We start from the raw sequence: 21,466 nt of genomic DNA on the forward strand, positions 1-21,466 counted from the left end.
GTTGACTGGCCGTCAAAACCCTGCACAATTGCCGGCTTTTTTCGCGACAGGACGTCACTCATGCAACGGATTGTAATTCTAGGCAATGCCGGTAGCGGCAAATCCACCCTCGCCCGCGCCCTTGGCAAGCGTCTGGGCCTGCCCGTGGTGCACCTCGATACCTTGTTCTGGGAGCCCGGCTGGATAGAACCCGACGCGGAGCAATTCCGCGCGCGGGTCAGCGCCGCGATCGCAGCGGATACCTGGATTTGTGAAGGCAACTATGCCCGGCGCACCTTTGACCTTCGCCTGCCCCGGGCCGACCTGATCATCTGGCTCGATACGCCGCGCCTGACCTGCTTCGCCCGAGTGATCATGCGCAGCGTCAGCAAGCGCCCTCGCCCTGACCTTGCAGCCGGTTGCCCAGAGAAGCTCGACCGGGCGTTCCTGACCTTTCTGAACTTTGTGTGGAATTTCGATCAGGGTTATCGCCCCGGTATCGAGGCGGTGCGCCTGACCACAGGCCCGCGGATTCCTGTGGTGCATTTGTGCAATAGCCAACAGATTGCCGCCTTTCTCCATGGCTTGCCCGCAATGCCAGGCACCTGTCCTGTATAGAGGGCGCATGACTTCACATTGATATCGCCGTTTTGTCATGAAATGAAAAGAAATTGTCGTCGAATGAATGGTCGATAGCCTCCCCCGTCCATAAATTTCTCTTCGGGCCCGCGCGTTGAATCCCCCGATCTGACACCTGGCCCGGCTGGCGCAATGCCTGGGCGCATTTCTGATTTATATGCTCAACATAATAATAATCCGAGGGGTCGCATTGTATGCGTGTGAATTTACCCGTAACCGAGCATGAAAGAGTTTTCCCCACCGAACAGCGATTGATCTCCACGACCGATCTGGATAGCCGGATCACTTACTGCAACGACGCCTTTGTTGCCATCAGCGGTTTCACCTACGACGAACTGGTGGGTCAGACCCATAACCTGGTTCGACACCCCGATATGCCACCCGGGGTATTCGTGCATATGTGGCACACCATCAAGCAAGGCAAACCCTGGATGGGTATTGTGAAAAACCGCTCGAAGAATGGTGATTTCTATTGGGTCAGTGCCTACGTCACGCCCATCTATGAAAACGGACGCATGAGTGGTTACGAGTCGGTCCGCTCGGTGCCCAGCCGCGACCAGGTCCGCCGGGCATCAGCGCTCTATTCCAGGATGCGGGCCGGCAAGCCGATCATTGCGCGCAGCGCTCGGATTTTCCGGCCACTGCGACAGGGATGGCCATTATTGATGGCTGGCGGGGTTTCACTGCTGGGTAGTCAGTGGCTATCGACAACCGCGGCACAAGGGGTCCTGATCGCGAGCCTTGGAGTTGCCTGGTACTTGATCGAGTCCCGAAATCGCAAGGCCATCGAGCGTACCCTGGCCGAGCATCCGAAAGCCTTTTCCGATCCGTTGGTCGCCCTCACCTACAGCGATAACCACGGCCCCCAGGGGCAACTGGACATGGCCATGGTCAGTGAGGAAGCGCGCCTGCAGACAGCCCTGAGCCGGCTCGTCGATGCCGGGGTTAATGTCAAGGCCAAGGCGGCGCAATCATCCGAACTCTCAGGTTCCCAGGCACAGTCGCTTGATCGTCAGCGCAGTGAAACCGATCAGTCTGCCGCCGCCATTTCACAGATGGCCGCCACCATTCAGGAAGTCACGCAAAACGTCATCAGCACCGCACATGCCGCGTCGGAGGCTGACCAGTTGACCCGTGACGGTAGTGAGTTGGCCCGGCAAAGCCTGAGCGCCATGAAAACCATGCATGAGGCGGTCAACGAGATTGGCCAGGCGGTCGATGCATTGGCGAGCGAAACGCAATCGATCGGCAGTGTCGTAGATGTCATCACTTCCATTGCCGAACAGACCAACCTGCTGGCGCTCAATGCGGCCATCGAGGCGGCCCGGGCAGGTGAGCAAGGTCGCGGTTTTGCCGTGGTTGCCGACGAGGTGCGCTCCCTTGCACAACGCACCCGCACCTCCACCGAACAGATCCACGGCATCATCGCTTCACTGTATGTCGGTGCCGATCGCGCCGTATCAACGGCCAATCGTGGCGAGCAGATTTCCCGCGAAAGCATGCAAAGTGTCGAGGCGGTGCAGTCGGCGTTGGTCGGCATCAGCCAGGCCGTCACCCGGATAACCGGCATGAGCCAGCAGATGGCCTCGGCGTCTGAAGAACAAAGTCACGTGGCTGAAGATATCAATCAGCAGATCACCCGGATTGCCCAACTGTGCGACCACAGTGCCGGGCAGGCCAAGCAAGGCGCGGCGATCAGCCAGGATCTGGAAGTCATGGCCGATTATCTGCACAGCCTGGCCGAACGTTTCAGCCGATAGCCATCAGTGCCTGTTGACCATCTTGCATCCGGACAACAGGCAGCCTCAGTGGAAAACAGCGACGCGTCCCTCAACGCCCCCAGTCCCAATGATAGAATCCTGTTTTGAAAAAGGAGTTTCATCTGTGGAGGCTGGAAAAATGAGTTGCCCATATTGCGCGGAAGTCATCATGGCTGAAGCCATTCTATGCAAGCACTGCCAATCCGACCTCAGGCAGAAAATACAAATCCCGCCTGGGCGGCCACTACCGTCAGTAAAGAGAATGGGCCCTGTCAGCAAGGTCCTCATCGGAGCCATTATCGCCATCACCTTGTACCTGGCTTTCGGCTCTGCTGTCAGTAACAGGTCGCAAGACAAGGAAATGATGCAGGCCCGAAATGCCGTCGAACTATGCCGCCAGGAAGTAAACAGCTACTCCGGCCCTGCAGTCGGGAAAAGCATAATCGTAGAAACTTGTCAGAAGCTTGAAGACGAATTCCGTAAGGGTTTTGGCGACGCTCTATAGGAAAAGCCGATTACGAAGCCCGCCATTGAGCGGGCTTTTTTGCCTTTGGCATCAGGCAACAAATCACTGATTCACCCAGCATGAAAATCCATCATGACATGTTATGACATCGTTAAAAAACGGACTTTGGTCAACAAATACGGGGTTAAAAGGACGAATGGTCGAGAGGCGTCAAGCGTGGGGAATTGCCGGGAGTTTGCAGCCACTACAGGCTTTTCAGGCAGGCACGTTCGTCGCGGCAAGGTGAACTTCACTTACTCAACGTGTCACATTAGGTCCCCGTCAAGCGAACTTCAGTGGAGGTATAGCCTTATGAGCATGGCCACAATTGTCAGTGCCGTGATTTCCAGTCTCGCACCCAGTGTCTTTGACCAGAACAACCTGCAAGAACCCGGCGCGCATGTTTCAGCCGTCGATTATCACTACGGTATGGACATCGATGTGAAACAGGTACTGCAGCGCACCGATACATCCGACAAGACCGGCGTAGTACCAGTGACTGTGGTCTACCTGGACAGCCAGGGTGAGCTTCACAAGATCCGTTTCCTCGAATGGGGTGCAAGCCCTGCCAGCCCCACCAGCATTGCCTGATCCGCTCGTCGATCGGATTCCGGGCCTCACCGCCCCCCAGAAGCGGAAGTTAAACCTCCCAGGCACTCAGTGCGATTGAGGTTTTTTGTTACTTGAAAATGGACATGATCGAATGACTAAAAAGTTCATTCGAGAAACTCACTTTTATCTTGGTGGCTTAATGTCGCAAGATTAATTGATAACAATTGCTGGATCTAAATGGCAGTCAGCAACGGTAAATTCCAATCAAACCGTGCATAGAGCCAAGTTGATTCACTATTGAAACCAAGAGGTCACCATGGAACTTAGTATGTTCTCTTCGTCCACCGTGGAATATGTGCGTTTAGGCGTTGTATATTTTCATCTTATCGCCTGCTGCGTAGCAATCGGGCTGGTCTTGACCAGTGACATTGCAATGGTCAAGCAACTCCTGAAGGGAGATGCGTCAGGCCACCACGATGACGCGCACATGGAAAGCCTTCAAAAAACCGTAGTGCTTGCACTTGTAGCGCTTTGGATTACGGGCATTGGTATTGTCGGGATCGATTATGCCGGCAAGGGGATGGAATATTTCCTCAATCCAAAATTGCAAGCCAAAATCGGCATAGTTGTGCTGTTGACCTTTAACGGTTTCCTGTTGCATAGCGCTGTATTGCCGGCGCTGAAAAAAGCCGGTTCGTTACTCAAACTCTCCTTCAGCTTGCGCATGCTAGCGCTGTTCTCCGGCGCCCTCTCTGGCGTGTCGTGGTTCTATGCCGCCATGCTGGGTGTTGGTCGTCCGCTGGCCTGGAAGTATTCGCTGGTGGAGTTGCTGGCAGCCTATCCGGTACTCATCGTCGGTGGTTTCGGAGCGATGGTACTGCTCACTACCTGGGCAAAAAGCAGAGACACCGAGGCGCGTAGGGAGCAAGGCACCTGGTCACCAGGAAACGCCGCCCTGGCTGGATGGTGAGACAAGGAAGTCCAGCTTTAGCCAATAAAACCCATTTTTAGCAGTTCGTAAAATGTCACTTGAGGATACCCAAATGAAATCCATGAAAGCCCTTTTCGTAATCGCCGCTCTGACCGCTTCTTCTCTGGCGATGGCCACAGGTGGTGGTGACAAGACGTTCAATCGCATGGAGTCGGCCCGAAAAGTCTCGATGGAGGCCTTCCAGGTTGCACAGAAACAGAAGGCTGAAGCCGCTGTCGCTGAAAGCAAAGCCAAGGCTGCCAATCACACCAACAGCTGATCGATGTAGCCTGTCCCCCCGGCTGACAGAAATGTGCAGCCTCAAGCCTCGCCAGCAGCATCCAAGGTGCTGCTAGCGCCGGTTTAACCGAGATCCCTTGGACCCACGCTTATGCCAGCCTCGCAAACCCGCCCCTCACCCGCGCCGTTGCTCAAACCAGGAGAGACGGTGGTTTTGTTCGACGGTGTCTGCAAGCTATGCAATGGCTGGGTGAGATTCTTGATTCGCCATGACCGCCAGCGGCGCGTGCGGTTGGCGGCGGTTCAGTCACCCGAGGGGCAGGCGCTGCTCGCATGGGCAGGTTTGCCCGTGGATCAGTTCCACACCATGGCGGTGATCCGCGACCGACACTACTGGGAGCGTTCGCAAGCATATTTCGAAGTCATTGCCCAGTTGCCCGCACGCTGGCACCCCGTGCTTCTGTTGCGCATCTTTCCTCGCACGCTTCTGGATTGGGCATACGACCGCATTGCGCTTAATCGTTATCGGCTCTTCGGGAAATACGACACATGCCTGTTGCCGGATCCTGATCATGAACAGCGCTTTTTGAAAGCGCCCCTATGAACGGCTTCACGCGCATTAACCGGAACGCCCCTGAGTAACCGGCTATCGCTTCAGGAGACAATCCCCTCAAACAAACGCCCGACAATGCCGGGCGTCTGTTCTTCAGGTCTGTACTCAGAAGCGATAGTTGGTGCTCAGTTCCAGCGTCCGTGGGGCACCGGGTGTGATCAGATCCACTGAGCCATGCGCCGAAGCGTAATAGTCCTTGTCGAAAACGTTGCGCAGACGCAGGGCCATGTCCCATTTCGGCTCGTTGTACAGCAGTGCGGCGTCCACGGTTGTGTAAGCCGGCATGACCACATTGTTATCCAGCGCGGTATAGCGATCATCGACATAGTTGGCCCCCATGCCCACACGCCAGGTTTGCGTCAGCGAACGCACCAACCACAGGTTGGCGCTGTGGCGCGGCGTCAGAGTGGGCACCTGCCCTTCGTTGGCGACCCCGTTGGTAAAGCTGTTGGACTTGGTGATTTCGGCATCCAGAAAGGCGTAACCGGCATAGACCTGCCATTTGTCACTCAACTGCCCGCTGGCGGTCAGCTCAAGGCCGTCGGTGCGCTGCTCACCGGCAAGCACCAGTTTGGTCGGGTTCGCCGGATCGCTGGTTTTCATATTGGTGCGTTCCAGGCGGAACAGCGCCGCGGTCAACGCCAGGCGATTGTCGAGCAGGTCCCACTTGCCGCCAATCTCGAAGTTGGTGGTTTCCTCTGGTTCAAGATCCTGGTTCGTCGTACTCAGGGCGAACATCTCGGCGGAGGGTTGGTAGGAGCGGCTCACCGAGACGTAATAGGACTGCACTTGATCAGGCTGGTAGACCAGACCGACTCGCGGGCTCCAGGTCGTATCGGTGCGGGACAGCTCGCTGTGCGTCAGGTCATCGGCGTACTCCTGGTCGAACACGTCGTAACGCACACCCAGCAGTGCCTTCCACTGTGGCGCCAGTTCGATCAGGTCCTGTACGTAGAAGCCGGCGGTGTCCTGGGTGTTGGTACCCTTGGCGGTTTGCCGGTTGGCCTGGAACGGCACGTCGACCAAGGCATCGCGGTACACCGGCACCCGGGCCACATTGGATTGGCTGAATACGGACTGGTCCTTCACCTGGCGCCCCAACTCCACACCATAGAGCAGGTTATGGTTCATCCCGGCAAGCACGGCGCGCTGCTTGAGTTCGGTCTGGTTGAACCACCCGTCCTCCTTGCGCTGCACGTTGCCGCGGTTGAGTTTTACCAGCAGTTCACCATTGGGAGCAGTGACGAAACGTGTCGGGCTGGAGTCAGCGAGTGTGTTGTTGCGATCCAGGTCGTAGTGGTAGTAACGACTGGTATTGCTCAGGCTGAAATCGTCGTTGATCCGGTAGTCGACACCCGCCGTGAACGAGAACACTTCGCTACGGGTGTAGTCATCATCCGGGTCGGCGGCACCGAAGCGCTTGTCGCGGTCCACATCGACCGGTCGGTCGCCTCGTGCCGGGATGCCGAAGTCAATCAGGCGCTTGTCATACAGATAGGTAGCACCCAGGTCCAGTTCCAGATCATCCGAGAGCTTGAAGTAGGCCGAAGGCGCGATGGCCTTGCGGTCGGTGTAGCCGTCATCCCGGAAGGTGTCACTGTTCTCCAGCGCGCCTGTCACACGAAAGGCTTTATTGCCCTGCTGCTGATCGGCCCAGCCGGCATCGAACTGAGTGCGTTTTTCGCCCTCGCTGTCGACGCTGACGCCGACCTCCTGCTTGGGTGCGAAGTTGGGTGTCTTGCTGATGCTGTTGATCAGCCCCCCCGAAGAGCCTCGGCCATAGAGCACCGCAGCCGGCCCCTTGATCACTTCCACCCGCTCGACGTTGGACAGATCCCGGAAGTACAGCGCATCGTCGCGAATGCCGTCGACATACATGTCGCCAATGGCACTGAAACCACGGATGGTGACCTGATCGCGCTGACCGTCACCATTGGACAGGCCGATACCAGGGACGTTCTTCAGCACGTCCTCCATCGACCGCGCCCCCTGATCCTTGATGACGCTCTGGGGAATCACATTGACGGTTTGCGGGATATCTCGTAGAGGGGCGTCGATCTTCAGCGCGCTCCTGCTCTCGGTCGACATGTAGCTCTGCTCGCTGTACTCACTGTTCACAGCGGTTGCCGGTAGGGTTAGAGCAGACTCCGTTTCTGCCTGTAATTCAGGTACAACCAGAACACCCAGCAACGACAGAGAGGCTGGGTAAATGCGCGATCGAGCCACCATGGACACCTTTGTTTGAATTATCGCGCGAATAATAACGATTATCTTTTGTAAGTAAATACATATCATTCCTATATGCAACTCAGAACGATCGTCTCAATTTCATGGGCGGTCGACAGAAGCGTTAGTGCACTGCCGTACTCGGCAGCCATATTATTGTGACGCTGACGCTGTGGTGGATGACTTATCCAGCCCCCCTCGATACCCTTTCGCCCCCGGGTGCCTGACGGCAATTCAGGTCAAACCACACTTCATCCAGACGAACCAAAAATGAAATCCTCCGCAGGTTTGCTGTTGTCAGGTATCGAGCTGGACCGTGCCAGTTCCATCCCCTTGTACCGCCAACTCTACTTGCAGATTCGCAAACAGATCCTCAGTGGCAGGATTCAGGGTGGCGTGCGCCTGCCCTCCACCCGGACCCTGAGCAAGGAACTGCAGCTGTCGCGAATCAGCATTCTCAATGCGTTCGATCAACTGATTGCCGAAGGTTTTCTGACGTCGAGGACCGGGGCCGGGACCTATGTCGGCCATGAATGGGAAAGCCGCGGTATTGAAGACGATGAATACAAGCGCCAGCCCCCTCGCCTGTCCGACTTGAGCCAGTCCATGCTGTCGTTGCGCAGCGATCATTTTCGCGGCGTTTCCTATGCCGACTGGGCGACCGGCAGCCCGACCTCGTTCCTGCCCAGCCACAGCGCCTACGATGCATTCCCGCAATCGGTCTGGAAGCGGCTGTTGAACCGCCACCTGCACAAGCCGACCAAGGCCATGCTCGGTTATGGCGAACTGCAGGGATTGCTGGCCCTGCGCGAGGCGATTGCCGAGTACGTCTTCGATGCCCGTGGCATCGATTGCACTGCCGATCAGGTGGTCATCGTGTCCGGCGCCCAGCAAGCCTTCAACCTGCTGGGCATGCTGTTGCTCAATCCGCAGGACAGTTTCTGGATGGAAGATCCGGGGCATATCGCGGCGCGGATTGCGCTCCAGGCCCAAGGTGGTCAGGTCGTGCCGTTGCGTATCGACGAACAGGGGATCGATGTCCGGCAAGGCCTGGCTTTGTGTCCTGACGCCCGCCTGGTGTTTACCACACCTTCCCGTCAGCATCCCTTGGGCGTCACCATGAGTTATGGGCGACGCCAGGAACTCATCGACTGGGCTGCCCAGAATCAAAGCTGGATCATCGAGGACGACTGCGACAGTGAATTTCGCTACAACGGTCGCCCCCTGCCGGCACTCTATGCCATGGACCAATGGGCCCGGGTCATCTACGCCGGAACCTTCAGCAAAGTGCTCTTCCCCTCGCTGCGACTGGGTTACGTGATACTGCCGAACGCCTTGATCGAACCCTTCTGCACCCTGCGGGCGGTCATGGATCGCAGCCCGCCCACGCTGCTACAGGCCGCCACGGCGGACTTCATGCGCGAAGGCCACTTTCTCGGCCATATCCGTCGAATGCGAGCCCTGTACCAGGCTCGACAGCAGGCACTGGTCGAACAACTGCAGAAACGGCTGGGCTCTTTCTTCAGAATCACGCCAGTGGAAGCCGGCATGCACCTGATCGCCTGGTTACCCGCGCATCTCGATGACGATGCCCTGGCCAGGGAACTCGGCCAGCATGACATTCATACCTATCCCCTGAGTGACTACTGCGTCGAACATGTCTTGCCACCGGCGCTGTTGATCGGCTTTGCCAGCACCCCCGAGGACCAGGCCCAGGCGCGCGTCGAAGCACTGGCCCAGGCCCTGGACAAAATGGGCTACCTGCATCCGGCCACCTGACCCAAGGCAAGTGGTCTTATGATTTAACTGATAATGGATCTATCGAGAGTTCCTGACTGGCGCGATAAAGGCTGCGCCGGTAGACCCGGTGTCTGAACCAGGAACGACTCGAATGAACAATAAGATCCAGGAACGATTCAACGCCTTGCTCAGCCATAAGGCTGTCGAGGCCGGAACTCCCCCCGTACTGACTGAGGCACTGGCTCGCCGGTTGCTCGACCGACTGGCACAGTTGCGCCTGTTTGCCCATGCCTACCCCTTGCTGACCAACCTGACCCACGGCCGTGTCACCCCTGGCGACCTGCTGGATTTTGCCTATCGCCACGAACTGCAGGGCCTGAGCCTGCACCTGCTCGACGGTGAGGAAAACAGCCTCAGTCAAATGACAACCGCGCAGCTTCTGGCGTTCGCTGCCAAGGCCAATGCGCTGGGGCTGGATGTGCATCTGGAAATCAGCAGCACGCTGAAAAAAGACGTCGATAAAGTGATCGCCATTGCCAAGACGCTGGGCACCCGCAACATCCGTGTCTACTCACGCTACGAAGGGGCGCTGTCCCGGGTCATGGACGTGATCGAGTCAGACCTGCACTACCTCGCGCAACAGGCAGACGAGCACGACCTGTTCTTCGACTTCGAACAGCATGAAGAACTCAAGAGCGCCGAAATCGCGCAACTGCTGAACCGGCTGAACCACCCTCGCCTGCACGCGCTGTTCGACTTCGGCAACATGATCAATGCCTGCGAGCAGCCCCTGGCGGCACTGCGCACCCTGGCGCCGCACATACGCCAGACCCACCTCAAGGGTGTGCGCATCGTGCCTGAACAAAACGGCTTCGGGCATTACGGTGTGCTGCAAGGCTGTGACGAAGACGACCTGCCCAACGCACGCATGTTGTTCGAATTGCTGATGCTCGGCGAATCATCCCCGCAAGTGATCGCCTTCATTCTGGAGCAGGAAAACCACTACGTCGCCCCGGCGTTCCGCCAGCTCGACGAAGCCGCCGACCCGTTCATTGCGTACCGGGAAATGAGTGAAACAGCGCTGCCGGAAGGCTTCTCGCTGGAGCGAATGCTGGCCGATGAGCACCGTTGGGCAAACAACCAGGTCGCCTACGTACGAGGTCTGCTGGCCGAGTTCCGCACCCTGGCCGAGTTGACCCTGGCCCATTGCGCTAACGCCTGAACCTGACGTGCCGACCGGCACTGCCTACCCAATAACGCCTGGAGAACAATAATGACATCCCAAGACAAGGCCAAATGGCTCAGATTCCTGATTCTCATCCTCGGTGGCGGCACCATCTACAAGCTGGCGAATCTCAAAGACGCCTTCTACATCCCCATGCAAGAATTCATGGGGCTGTCCCACACTGAAATCGGCGTGCTGCTGAGCGCCAACGCCATCATCGCCACCGCGCTGTTCGTGGTGGGCGGCATGCTTGCCGACCGGTACGACACGCGCAAGCTGATCCCCCTTGGCTTGATCGGTACCGGCGGCCTCGGGCTGTACCTGGCGACCTTCCCGCCCTTCAGCAATCTGCTGGTGGTATTCTGCCTGCTGGCCGTGTGTGCCGACTGCCTCTTTTGGCCTTCGCTGCTCAAAGCCATCCGCAACCTGGGCGACGATAAGGAACAGGGTCGCCTGTTCGGCCTGCTCGAAGGCGGGCGTGGCGTCATCGATACCCTGGTCGCCTTCTCTGCCCTGGGCGTCTTCGTCGCCATGGGCTCCGGTGAGAACGGTCTGAAATCGGCGATCCTGTTCTACTCGGTCATCGACATTCTTGCCGGTACCCTGACCTGGCTGCTGCTCAAGAGCGGCAATACCCAGTCGACCGTCAAGCCGAAGAACGGGTTGTCGAACCTGTTCGAGGCCATCAAGGTGCCGGGCATCTGGCTGGTCAGCCTCAACGTGTTCATGGTCTACATCGTGTACTGCGGCCTGACCTATTTCATTCCCTACCTCAAGGAAATGTACGAGCTGCCCGTGGCCCTCGTGGGCGCCTACGGCATCATCAACCAGTACTTCCTCAAGATCCTGGGCGGCCCTGCCGGTGGCTTCATTGCCGACAAACAGTTCAAGAGTTCCAGCCGCTATCTGAAGTGGGCATTCCTGGCGTTGTTGCCGCTGATGGGTGTCATCATGCTCATCCCGAAAAACCCGGATTTCATCTACGCAGGCATGGCGGCCACCCTCTCCTTCGCGCTGATTGTCTTTTCCATGCGCGGCGTGTTCTGGGCACCCATGGGTGAAGTCGGCATTCCCCAGCACATCACCGGTTCAGCCTTCGGGATCGGTTGCCTGATCGGCTATGCGCCGGGCATGTTCGCCTACGTCATCTATGGCGCCATCCTTGATCACTTCCCGGGTCAGCAGGGCTACAACTACGTGTTCTCGTTGATGAGCGTATTGGCCATTGTCGGGTTCATGGTGTCCAGCCTGCTGTATCAAGCGGTCCGCAAAAACGCCACGATCACTGGCAAAGTCAGCGCTGCGCAAGCCTGAATATAGACGGTGCATGCAGCGCGGCGGTAACCGGAGTCTCTCGGTTACCGCCGCGCTGCGCTGCCATCAAAAGGCGAAATCGGCCTCGTCCATGGCCATCAGGCAATGGGCTCCGCCCCGCAGGCTTTCGCGGTGGCCACTGGCACGGGGCAGCACCCGGCGCCAGTAGAAATCCGCCGCTTGCAGCTTGGCCCGATAGAACCCGGGTTCGTCGGTCCCAGCATCCAGTGCCGCTTGGGCACGCACAGCCGCCTGCAACCACAGTCCGCCCACCAGCACGTAAGCGCTGTACGCCAGGAAGTCCACCGACATGGCGCCGATTTCCTGCACATCACGCCGACACGCCTCGACCACCTCGGTACCCAGTTCACGCCACTCGGCGAGACGCTGCTGCATTGCCTCGACCATTTGCCTCAGCGCTGCTTGCGAGCCGGCCGCGTCGACATGCACGGCCAGCTCATCGATCAAGGCGCCCAGTTCCGTTGCGCCGTCGCCCAGCACCTTGCGCCGCAGCAGATCCAGCGCCTGGATACCGTTGGTACCTTCGTATAGCTGAGTGATGCGGCTGTCACGCATCAATTGCTCCATGCCCCACTCGCGGATGTAACCGTGGCCGCCGTACAACTGAACGCCCAGGCTGGCGACTTCCTGGCCGACGTCGGTAAAGAAGGCCTTGACGATCGGAATCAGCAGCGCTGCCCGACGACTCGCCTTCTGGCGAGCCTCGGGTTGTGGGTCGCCGTGTTCGAGGTCCAGTTGCAGTGCGGTGTACGCCGCGAGCAAGCGGCAGCCTTCGCTCAAGGTTTTTTGTGTCAGCAGCATGCGCCGAACATCGGGGTGCACGATGATCGGGTCGGCGCTCTTGTCCGGCGCCACCGGGCCGCTGATGGCCCGCGATTGCAGGCGCTCACGGGCATAAGCGAGGCCACCCTGGAAGGCGGCCTCGGCGATGCCCAGTCCCTGCAAGCCAACCTGGAAGCGTGCATCGTTCATCATGGTGAACATACAGGCCAGCCCCTGATTCGCTTCACCGATCAACCAGCCTTGTGCGCCGTCGAAGTTCATCACGCAGGTGGACGCGCCCTTGATGCCCATCTTGTGTTCCAGTGCGCCACAGCTCAGCGAATTGCGCGGCCCCGGAGTTCCATCGGCAGCGGCAATGAACTTGGGAACCAGGAACAGGCTGATGCCCTTCACCCCGGCCGGTGCATCCGGCAAACGGGCAAGGACCAGATGAACGATGTTGGCGGTCAGGTCCTGCTCGCCACCACTGATGAAAATCTTGCTGCCGCTGACCTGATAGCTGCCGTCGGCTTGAGGTTGGGCACGGGTTCGCAGCAGGGCAAGGTCGGTACCGGCCTGGGGCTCGGTGAGGCACATGGTACCGGACCATTCACCGCTGACCATTTTCTCCAGGTAAGCCTGCTTGAGCGCCTCGCTGCCATGGCGATGCAGAGCCAGCACCGCGCCTTCGGTGAGGCCGGAATAAATGCGAAACGACAACGAGGCGGCCATCAGCATTTCGTGGAAGCTGGCCGAAATCAGCTGCGGGAAACCCTGGCCGGCGAACTCCAGCGGTCCGGTCATGCTCGCCCAGCCGTTATCAACGTACTGCCGGTAGGCGTCGCGAAATCCCTGGGGCGTTGTGACGTGGCCGTCGATCAACTGACAGCCCTGCTCGTCACTGTTGCGGTTCAGCGGCGCGACCACTTCGGCGGCGAAGCGGGCGGCTTCTTCGAGGACGCCGTCGATGGTTTCCCGGTCCAGCCCATTGTTCAACCGCGCGCAATGGCCGCTGACATCGAACAGTTCGTGCAGCACAAAACGCATGTCGCGCAGGGGAGCTTGATACTTCATGTCGGCCTCATGGGTTGGCGCAGTGGAAAAGATTGCCGTCACCCTAAGCAGGCGCCTACTATTTTTGAAATTTCATTTTCATATGCCTGGTATTTGTAATTTGAATTTAAAAAGCTTCGATCTGAATTTGCTCCGGGTGCTCGATATGCTGCTGCGCGAACAGAACGTGTCGCGAGCGGCCGAGCGCCTGGCCCTCAGCCAGCCCACCGTCAGCAACGCCCTCGCCCGCCTGCGTTCACTGTTCGACGACCCCTTGCTGGTGCGGGTTGGCCGCCACATGCAACCCACCTCCCGGGCGCTGGCGCTTGAGGGGCCGATTCGCGCGGCCTTGCAACAGATCGAACAGACACTCAATGCCGGGGAAACCTTCGACCCACGCCTGAGCCAGCAGCAGGTGCGCATCGCCCTGACCGACTTTGTCGAGCAGCTGTGCATGCCGCCCTTGCTGGCACGCCTGGGAGAGCTGGCGCCAAACCTGCGTATCGACGTTGCTCACCTGGCCCCCAGCCTTCCTGCCGAGCTGCTGGATCGGGGTGAACTGGACATGGTTCTGGGACGCTTCGAAGAAGTGCCAGCGCGTTTCACCCGCCGGACCTGGCACAGCGAAACCCTGCGGCTGGCCGTGCGCAAGCAGCATCCGCTGGCACACGACACACTCACACTGGATGACTTTCTGGGGCTGCGTCATCTCTGGGTGAGTGGCGGCCAGTCGCGGGGCATGGTCGACCAATGGCTGGGCAAGCAAGGCCTGTCGCGCAAAATCGTCTACACCACGCCCAACTACCTGCAGGCGGCGCACCTGGTCGCCCATTCCGACTTGAGCGTCGTCCTGCCGACCCAATTGGCCAATCAATTCGCGCAGTTGCTACCGCTACAGGTGTTCGAACTGCCATTCGACGTCGGCTCGTTCCACCTCGAACTGGTGTATCTGGCGCAACGCCAACATGAGCCGGCGCTGGCGTGGCTGATCGAGCAAATCCTGGCGGTGCGGCCGGCCTGAACGGACGCCCGGTATAACGCCTTGCCTGAGCCAACGCCTGGGGTTTGCCGAAGTGATTTTTCGGTTGCGCCAGACAACACCAGGAACAACGTCAAGAGCGACGAATTTCTAACGTAGCGCGCAACCCTCCAGGGCTGCGATTCTCCAGTTTGATCTGCCCCCCAAAGCGATCGGCAATGGCCTTGACGATAGTCAGCCCCAACCCTGCACCCTGATGATTTCCGCTGCTGTAGAAACGCTCGAAAAGCCGTTCACGATCCTGCTCATTGATGCCCGGCCCCTCATCTTCGACAGTCAGTTCGTAGCTATTTTCCTTTTCTACGAGCCTGACGGTGATCACTCCGTGCCGGGGAGAGAAATTCGCCGCATTGGTCACCAGGTTGTTCAAGGCAATATCGATCGCAGTGGGGTCGACTCTGGCAAGACTGATGTCGTCCCTGACATCAAAAACCAGCTCAAGCCCCTTGCTCAGTAGCCAGGGCGTCAACTGAACCAGGCTTTCGCGAACGGTGCTGGCCAGATCAATAGGCACAGGCGCTTTAGTCCCTGCTGTAGGTTCTATACGAGCCATCGTCAGCAATTGGTTAACCAGTCGGCTGGTACGGTCCACGCCGGCAATCAAGAATTCGAGCGATGCGCGACGATCCGCTTCACTCCCCGCCGCCATCAGGTTTTCAGCGTGGATCCTGAGCACGGCCAGTGGTGTACGCATTTCGTGGGCGGCGTCGGCGATAAAGCGTCGCTCGCGCCCCATGACGTCCTGAATTTGCGCGAGCATACGATTGAGGGCGGCCTGCATGGGCTCAAGCTCAGTGGGTAGCGGCGTCAATTGCAAGGGTTCGAGTGAACCGGGATGCCGGGCCCGCAGCGTTGCAGCCATATTGACCAGTGGTTTGAGTCCCCAGCCGATGGCCAGCCAGATCATGGCGGCCAGCAACAAGCTCCCCAGGATATTGGGCCACAGTGTGTGGCGTACGATGCGGTCCACCAAGTCCATTCGCACGTCGTCCCGTTCGCCCACCCAGATGCGCAGGTTGTTCTGCTTGTCTACAAGCAGGAAGGCACGCCAATGCCGGTTGTTCAGGTCGACTACATCGCTGAAACCTGGTGTGACCGCGGGTGTGCTGAAGGACGGAGAACTGGCCGTATGTACCAGCACTTCGTTCCTGGCGTTCCAGACCTGAAACGCAATTTTCGTTTCATACGGATGTCCCTCGCCCCCGGGCGTCGCCTCGTTCAGGGCCTGGTTGAAAGCCTTGTACAGATCCGCATGTTCCTTGCTCACCATGGGCATACGCATGACGCCTTGTAGCAGGCGAGCGTTCTGGGCCAGATGGGCATCATAGACTTCGGCGATTTCGTGGTTGCTGTCGTGCAGATTCAACACACTGATCACGGCCAGGCCGGCGAGCATCAGGCCGATGATCAGGACCAGGGTCCGACGCCGGATAGAGCTCATCGACGCTCCTCCACCAAGTAGCCGATACCACGGACGGTGCGGATCAGATCGGTGGAGAACTTCTTGCGCAGGTGATGGATGTGCACTTCCAGGGTGTTGCTTTCGGCCTCCTCGTTCCAGCCGTACAGCAACTGCATCAGATGATCGCGAGTCATTACCCGACCCGGTGGCGAGAGCAGTTCGTGGAGCAACTGGTATTCCTTAGGTGTCAGGGCTACTGGCTCGCCTTTGTAGCTGACTTGCTGGGTGCCGGGGTTCAGGCTGATACCTGCGTGCTCGATCAGCGATTGTCCACGCCCGGCACTGCGACGAAGCAACGCACGTATGCGCGCCTTCAATTCTGCCAGGTCGAAAGGCTTGATCAGGTAGTCATCGGCGCCGGCATCCAGACCGGCGATACGGTCTTCGGTGGCATCGCGCGCGGTCAGGATCAACACCGGCAGATTGGAACCGCTGTCACGCAAGCGCCTGAGCACTTCGAGACCGTCCATGCGTGGCAGGCCAAGGTCGAGCACCGCCAGATCGAAGATTTCACTGCGCAGCGAGTGCAAGGCGCTGTTGCCGTCCTGCAACCAGTCGACGGTATAACCTTCCCGGCTGAGGGCCTGATGAATACCCTCGCCGAGCGCCACGTCATCCTCTATGAGTAATAAGCGCACAGGGTCTCCTGTCAGCCGAGTTTCTTGTTCACATCCACCAACAGCGTCTCGATCTCCTTGCGGCGCCCGACGTCAGCGCTCTCGCGGCCAGGTCGAGGCGCAGCCTGCAAGGCTTTTTGCAGCGCTGCCCTGGCTTCAACATAACGCTTCTGACGGTAGAGGTGATCGCCCCAGAAGTACAGGCTGTCGATGCCGTTGGGGTTCATTTGCAATGCCAGCTTGAGCAACTGTTCGGCCTTGTCCGAATCGCCGAAACCGATGGGCCAGCCCGGTACGCGGTCATAGAGAGCCCCCAGACTGGTATAGGCTGAGCCTTGCAGGGCCTTGGGGTCCAGGGTCAAGGCTGTTTCCAGATCGGCTTTCGCATCCTTGACCTTGCTCAGCGCACCCAGCCCACCCTGTGCGCCCGCCCAGCTACTGGTGACGATGCCAGACCAGATCCAGGCCTCAGCCACCGTTTGGCGCTCCTGCTTGAAACTCGAAGCCTGAGCGGCCAGCTTTTCAAAAGCCGCGGTCCGTTGCCCCTCGGGCAACTCATATTGAATGTGCGCCCAGCTTTGCTGGATACCGTTGAGGCGCTGCTGGTCGGCGGGGTCCAGCGCCCAGACGCTCTGGCTCATTGCGCCAAGCAGTAGGCAAGCGATGATCTTTCTCATGGTTTGACATTCTCCTGGTCGGGTTTCTGGCTCAGGCGGCGGATCAGGGGCAATTGTTTGCGCAACCCACGGTCCACCAGATGGGGCAAAAAGCTGTTCAGGCGTACAAAAAAACGTTCGGGCCAGCCCAGGTACAAGTCGCGACGGTCACCGGCAATGGCGTGAATCACTGCGGCCGCCACGGCTTGCGGATCGTCGACATTGGTCTTGAGCGCATCATTCAGCGCCTGGGCCGCCGGGCTGTTCATGCTGGTACGGGTCGCTCGCGGGGCGACGTAAAGCACACTGACCCGAGTGTCGGCCAGCTCCCGGCGCAGGGCCTCAGAGAACCCGCGCAGGGCAAACTTGGTGGCGCAGTAACTGGCGTAGCCGGGGTAGCCGATGGAGCCATAGGTCGAACCGACGTTTACCACCATGGCACTGGCGGCTTGCTTTAGCTGCGGCAACAAAAGTTTTGTCAGGCACATGGGCGCACTGATGTTCACCGCGAGCATCGAATTGATCTCGCTGTCGTCCAGCTGTTCGAGCATGGCGAAATGATTGACCCCGGCGGCATTGATCAGCAGGTTGATGCCACCGATGCCCTGGGCCTGCGCCAACACCTGACGGCGGTCGGAGAGCAACGTCAGGTCCGCACGGACCCAACTCAGGTTACCGGGATAACGCTCAAGCAGCGGCACCAACGGTTCCCGATGCCGAGCCACGGCCAGCACCTGGGCCCCACTGGCGCACAGTGCGGTGGCGATGGCCCGGCCGATGCCGCCGCTGGCACCGGTCAACACGACGCGAGCTTCAGACAGGCGCATGCAGGTTCTCCCCGTTACGCGGCAAGCCACGAAACATATCGGTGTAGAGCCGGTACACCACTTTGGAGGCGTGAATGACGGCGGCCTGGTCGCCCGGGTCATCCAGACGGTTCATCAGTCGACGGTAGGTCTGCATATGTTCGATATCCAGTGAGCCGTGGGAACTGAGGTAGCTGAAGGCGCTTTCCGGCAAGTCCAGGTGCTGGCGAATACTGCCGGCGGCGTGTGTGGCCAAGGCGATGCTCGTGCCTTCAAGTACGTTGACCATGCCGAACAGACCCACCGGATTGTCCCTGGCAATCAGGTCGTAAAGGAAGCTGACCATCAATTCGATCGGCAATGACGGGCGTCCATCTCGTACAGCGGCTCTGTCACCGCCGCAGGCTTCAATATCATTGAGTACCCATTGTTCGTGGCCGTATTCGTCCTCGATGTATTCACATACCGCTTCGCGCAGCCATTCCAGACGTGATGCCAACCGCGCACCACAGGCCATCATCAACGGCACGGTATGGCGCACGTGGTAATAGGCCTGAGCCAGAAAGGCCCGGTAACTTTCCAGGCTGACGTCGCCCTCCAGCGCATCACGGATGATCGGCAGGTTGAACAACTCAATGCGTTCTTGCTCAGTGGCTTTTTGCAACGTGTCAAAAAAACTCATGGTGCGGATTCCTCGGAAAATGCAGATTCGCTCAATTGCCCCCGGTAGCGTTCGACGATGGCGTCACGGCGGGGCCGGCCATTGGCGGTGAGCAAGCCGTTGGTGGCATTGAAGGGTTGGTCGAGCCGGCTCCAGTGGTGGACCTGGGCGTACTCGGGCAAAGCCTCGTTGGCCTGGGCCACGGCGGCGGCCAGTTGTTCGTCGGTGCAGTCCGGGCGATGGGGCCAGAGCAGCGCATGGTTGTGAGGCATGGCCTCGCCATAGACGAAGGCCTGGGCGACAGGCCCGCGCTGGGTCAATTCGGCTTCCACCCACTCGGGGTTTACGTTGCGCCCGAAACTGGTAACGAACTGATGTTTCTTGCGTCCCTTGAGGTAAAGAAAACCCTCGGCGTCGAACTCGCCGAGATCGCCGCTGGGCCACCACTGGGCGGTGTGCGGCGCCTCTCCCAGATAGCCCAGCAAGGTTGAACCCTTGATCAGCACTTCGCCGTCCTCCGCCAAGCGAATCTCTACATGGGGCAATGGCCGTCCGACACTGCCGGGGCGCTGTGCTTGCGGGCGATTGAGGCACACGACCGACGCGCATTCCGACAGCCCGTAACCTTCATGGACGGGTATGCGCACGCGTTGAGCGCGATGCAGTAGATCTTCGCTGACCCGGGCGCCGCCCACGGCGGCAAAACGCAGGTGCTGTGGGTCGAAAGCCTTTTGCTCGGCAGCGTTGACCAGCATCAGCAACAACTGCGGTACCAGAACCAGACTCTGGGGCGATCGGCTGGCCAGGCAACTCAACAATGTCGGCACATCCACACCGCTGGCGCCTTCAATTCCCAGGGTTTTCGGGCCGGGCAGGCTCAAGGTGGCGCCGGCATACAGTGCAGCGTAACAACCGATGTTCTCCAACAAAATGGCCAGCGGCAGCAGCGCCAAGTGGTGTTGCGGATCGGTGGGTTTGCTGGCCAGGTGCAGCTCATGAGCGACCCGCAGAATGCTGTCGGCACTCAAGCACACGCCCTTGGGTGTGCCTGTGGTGCCCGAGGTGAAGGTCAACTTGGCAGTGCCTTCAAGCATCCGGTTCGGGCCATTGAACGTGCGGTGCCAGAACTCGCCGCACTTCTGATACCCGGTCGCCAGCAGTTCGTCGTGCAATTGCGGCTCGGCAATGACGAGCTCGGCCTGGCTTTGCTCCAGGCAATGCCTGCGTTGCGCCGGACTGAAAAAAGGCGGCAAGGCTACACAGGTCAAACCCTCGAACAACGCGGCCAGGTCCCAGAGCAGAGCTTCGACGCCATTGTCCAGCGCCAGGGCGACCACCCTGACCCGTTCATCGCGCAGGCGCTGCTGGCGAAAAATGACCTCGGCATACAGCGTGGCGTAGTCCAGCTTCAGATGATCGCCCCACAACGCAATGGCGTTGGTTTTTTGCTCAGCATGATTACGCAGGGTCTGTTTGAAGCGCTCCATTTCAGGCGACATGGCAGGCACCTTCAATAGAGGTCGGCAAGCCCAGGCGACTGAACAGGCCAATGTTGCGCAAATGAATGAAACCGGAGCGAACATTGCCGAAATGAACCCACGGTTTGCTTTCGTAGTAACTGCCCCATGCGTGGCGGTCCTCGCCCAGACGCGCCGGGTCGGCAGCACACAGGGTCACGGGCTTCAAGCCAAGGCGGTGAAAGCTATTGACCAGCCCCAGGTTCCCGGTGAAGGCAACCCATTCCAGCCCCCCCATGGCCAGCAGGTAGGTCATCGCGATGATGCTCATACGTGCGCTGCCGGTGTCGCTGGCAGCCAGGTTGCCTACCTCTACGATGGCTGAGCGGCTTACGGTCTGGTCGGCCGCGGCACTGATCAGCGGATCGATCGCATCGTCCAGGTAACCTTCCAGGAACAGCGGTCCGCTGCGCGCCAGACGCACGCCAATCACCGCGCAAAGCGCGCCGGACGCCTCGCTCATGCCAAACAGCTCCGGCATGAAGTGGCGAATATCGGCACCGTGGGCCTTACGAAAGCGTTGCTGGATAAAGGCTTCGAAGGCGCTTCGTTGCGGGGCGTCCGGCAAGGCCCTGACGAGATACATCTGCTGCGCTTCGGTCAGGCCAAAGTGCAGCGGCAACTGAACGTTCCAGTTGAAATCGGACATTGAAAACATCTCCCCCGGATCAATTGGGGAGAAGTATCAAAGGCATTTCTTAACGAAGTCTGAAGGTGAAAAAACGATTGTCGCCTTGGGTGACAGTCCGTAATGACATGCCATGGCCTGCTTCAGGAACGGACTTAGGCCAACAAATACGGGGGTTTAACCGGTGCCCCCGACTGGCTGGCCACAGGTACTCGTGGCGCGGATGCTTATGCCCCTTCCAGTTGATCGCGCAAAAACTCGATGAACCGCTGGGTTTTCGCCGGCAACAGGCGCGTCTCGGTCAGCGCATACACTGAAACCGAAGTGGCGTGCCATTGAGGCAAGACCTTAAGCAGCTTTCCATTGATCAGGTCTTGCTCAGCGATGCCCTCGGGCAGCAAAACGATACCCAGGTTCAGTGGTCAGTATCCCTGCCCTCACGCACTAGTCACTTCGGCCAACAGCGGGCACCGATGAAGTC

The 21,466-nt window shown here is 59.1% G+C and carries 19 protein-coding genes and 3 pseudogenes; 12 read left to right on the top strand and 10 right to left on the bottom strand.

The genetic code is table 11. The features are described from left to right. The first annotated feature begins 60 nt into the window (after positions 1 to 60). From AC1RS8_RS06380 to AC1RS8_RS06415, 8 genes and pseudogenes are all read left to right on the top strand, one after another. A complete protein-coding gene (locus tag AC1RS8_RS06380; protein WP_090455142.1) occupies positions 61 to 597 on the top strand; it encodes a P-loop NTPase family protein in 537 nt (178 codons plus the stop codon). 215 nt (positions 598 to 812) lie between these two features. Further along, positions 813 to 1,115, top strand: a pseudogene (locus AC1RS8_RS06385) (PAS domain-containing protein); the annotation flags it as partial. Positions 1,116 to 1,403: 288 nt separating this feature from the next. Further along, positions 1,404 to 2,378 (top strand): annotated as a pseudogene (locus AC1RS8_RS06390) (methyl-accepting chemotaxis protein); the annotation flags it as partial. Positions 2,379 to 2,547: 169 nt separating this feature from the next. Beyond that, positions 2,548 to 2,883 carry a hypothetical protein gene (locus AC1RS8_RS06395; RefSeq protein WP_489340586.1) on the top strand — a complete coding sequence of 112 codons (336 nt, stop codon included), beginning with the start codon at positions 2,548 to 2,550 and terminating at the stop codon, positions 2,881 to 2,883. Between the two features lie 312 nt (positions 2,884 to 3,195). Then, positions 3,196 to 3,474 (top strand): DUF2790 domain-containing protein, encoded by a 279-nt coding sequence (locus AC1RS8_RS06400; RefSeq protein WP_102669614.1) that lies wholly within the window; start codon positions 3,196 to 3,198, stop codon positions 3,472 to 3,474. 277 nt (positions 3,475 to 3,751) lie between these two features. Beyond that, a complete protein-coding gene (locus AC1RS8_RS06405) occupies positions 3,752 to 4,405 on the top strand; it encodes a hypothetical protein (protein WP_154909023.1) in 654 nt (217 codons plus the stop codon). A gap of 73 nt (positions 4,406 to 4,478) precedes the next feature. Next, complete coding sequence (locus AC1RS8_RS06410) at positions 4,479 to 4,685, top strand: co-regulatory protein PtrA N-terminal domain-containing protein (RefSeq protein WP_057714876.1); 207 nt, start codon at positions 4,479 to 4,481, stop codon at positions 4,683 to 4,685. A gap of 111 nt (positions 4,686 to 4,796) precedes the next feature. Beyond that, positions 4,797 to 5,249 (top strand): thiol-disulfide oxidoreductase DCC family protein, encoded by a 453-nt coding sequence (locus AC1RS8_RS06415; protein WP_489340585.1) that lies wholly within the window; start codon positions 4,797 to 4,799, stop codon positions 5,247 to 5,249. Positions 5,250 to 5,363: 114 nt separating this feature from the next. On the opposite strand, the gene AC1RS8_RS06420 is transcribed toward AC1RS8_RS06415, so the two are convergent. Continuing rightward, on the bottom strand, positions 5,364 to 7,487 hold the full coding sequence (locus AC1RS8_RS06420; protein ID WP_159389902.1) for a TonB-dependent receptor: 2,124 nt from the start codon (positions 7,485 to 7,487) through the stop codon (positions 5,364 to 5,366). Between the two features lie 267 nt (positions 7,488 to 7,754). Here AC1RS8_RS06420 and pdxR point away from each other — a divergent pair, with 267 nt between their 5' ends. From pdxR to AC1RS8_RS06435, 3 genes are all read left to right on the top strand, one after another. Next, entirely contained in the window at positions 7,755 to 9,263 is a 1,509-nt protein-coding gene (gene pdxR, locus AC1RS8_RS06425) for a MocR-like pyridoxine biosynthesis transcription factor PdxR (RefSeq protein WP_407515454.1), read from the top strand. Between the two features lie 112 nt (positions 9,264 to 9,375). Further along, the gene (locus AC1RS8_RS06430; RefSeq protein ID WP_489340584.1) at positions 9,376 to 10,446 is read left to right on the top strand and encodes a sugar phosphate isomerase/epimerase family protein; all 1,071 of its coding nucleotides are present in this window, start codon (positions 9,376 to 9,378) and stop codon (positions 10,444 to 10,446) included. A 51-nt stretch (positions 10,447 to 10,497) separates the two neighbouring features. Continuing rightward, positions 10,498 to 11,763, top strand: a complete 1,266-nt coding sequence (locus AC1RS8_RS06435; protein ID WP_489340583.1) for an MFS transporter — start codon at positions 10,498 to 10,500, stop codon at positions 11,761 to 11,763. Between the two features lie 66 nt (positions 11,764 to 11,829). Here the strand turns inward: AC1RS8_RS06435 and AC1RS8_RS06440 are convergent, their stop codons facing one another. Continuing rightward, positions 11,830 to 13,620: an acyl-CoA dehydrogenase C-terminal domain-containing protein gene (locus tag AC1RS8_RS06440; protein WP_489340582.1), complete on the bottom strand. Its 1,791-nt coding sequence runs from the start codon at positions 13,618 to 13,620 to the stop codon at positions 11,830 to 11,832. Between the two features lie 82 nt (positions 13,621 to 13,702). Here AC1RS8_RS06440 and AC1RS8_RS06445 point away from each other — a divergent pair, with 82 nt between their 5' ends. Beyond that, positions 13,703 to 14,620 (top strand): LysR family transcriptional regulator, encoded by a 918-nt coding sequence (locus tag AC1RS8_RS06445; protein WP_154909017.1) that lies wholly within the window; start codon positions 13,703 to 13,705, stop codon positions 14,618 to 14,620. Positions 14,621 to 14,711: 91 nt separating this feature from the next. Here the strand turns inward: AC1RS8_RS06445 and AC1RS8_RS06450 are convergent, their stop codons facing one another. The 8 genes and pseudogenes from AC1RS8_RS06450 to AC1RS8_RS06485 all read right to left on the bottom strand — a co-directional run. Beyond that, positions 14,712 to 16,079, bottom strand: a complete 1,368-nt coding sequence (locus AC1RS8_RS06450; protein ID WP_489340581.1) for an ATP-binding protein — start codon at positions 16,077 to 16,079, stop codon at positions 14,712 to 14,714. Beyond that, the gene (locus AC1RS8_RS06455) at positions 16,076 to 16,738 is read right to left on the bottom strand and encodes a response regulator (RefSeq protein WP_057714885.1); all 663 of its coding nucleotides are present in this window, start codon (positions 16,736 to 16,738) and stop codon (positions 16,076 to 16,078) included. The genes AC1RS8_RS06450 and AC1RS8_RS06455 overlap by 4 nt, the downstream gene beginning before the upstream one ends. An 11-nt stretch (positions 16,739 to 16,749) precedes the next feature. Beyond that, a complete protein-coding gene (locus AC1RS8_RS06460; RefSeq protein ID WP_090455127.1) occupies positions 16,750 to 17,394 on the bottom strand; it encodes a tetratricopeptide repeat protein in 645 nt (214 codons plus the stop codon). Further along, on the bottom strand, positions 17,391 to 18,200 hold the full coding sequence (locus tag AC1RS8_RS06465) for an SDR family oxidoreductase (RefSeq protein ID WP_489340580.1): 810 nt from the start codon (positions 18,198 to 18,200) through the stop codon (positions 17,391 to 17,393). Before AC1RS8_RS06465 ends, AC1RS8_RS06460 begins: the two co-directional genes overlap by 4 nt. Then, a complete protein-coding gene (locus AC1RS8_RS06470; protein WP_489340579.1) occupies positions 18,187 to 18,861 on the bottom strand; it encodes an iron-containing redox enzyme family protein in 675 nt (224 codons plus the stop codon). Before AC1RS8_RS06470 ends, AC1RS8_RS06465 begins: the two co-directional genes overlap by 14 nt. After that, positions 18,858 to 20,339 carry an AMP-binding protein gene (locus AC1RS8_RS06475; protein ID WP_489340578.1) on the bottom strand — a complete coding sequence of 494 codons (1,482 nt, stop codon included), beginning with the start codon at positions 20,337 to 20,339 and terminating at the stop codon, positions 18,858 to 18,860. Before AC1RS8_RS06475 ends, AC1RS8_RS06470 begins: the two co-directional genes overlap by 4 nt. Then, positions 20,329 to 21,006 carry a thermostable hemolysin gene (locus tag AC1RS8_RS06480; RefSeq protein WP_150813190.1) on the bottom strand — a complete coding sequence of 226 codons (678 nt, stop codon included), beginning with the start codon at positions 21,004 to 21,006 and terminating at the stop codon, positions 20,329 to 20,331. Before AC1RS8_RS06480 ends, AC1RS8_RS06475 begins: the two co-directional genes overlap by 11 nt. Positions 21,007 to 21,212: 206 nt before the next feature. After that, a pseudogene (locus AC1RS8_RS06485) lies at positions 21,213 to 21,404 on the bottom strand (LysR substrate-binding domain-containing protein); the annotation flags it as partial. Between the last annotated feature and the right edge of the window lie 62 nt (positions 21,405 to 21,466).

It is taken from the genome of Pseudomonas sp. GW821-FHT12A04 (assembly GCF_058807755.1).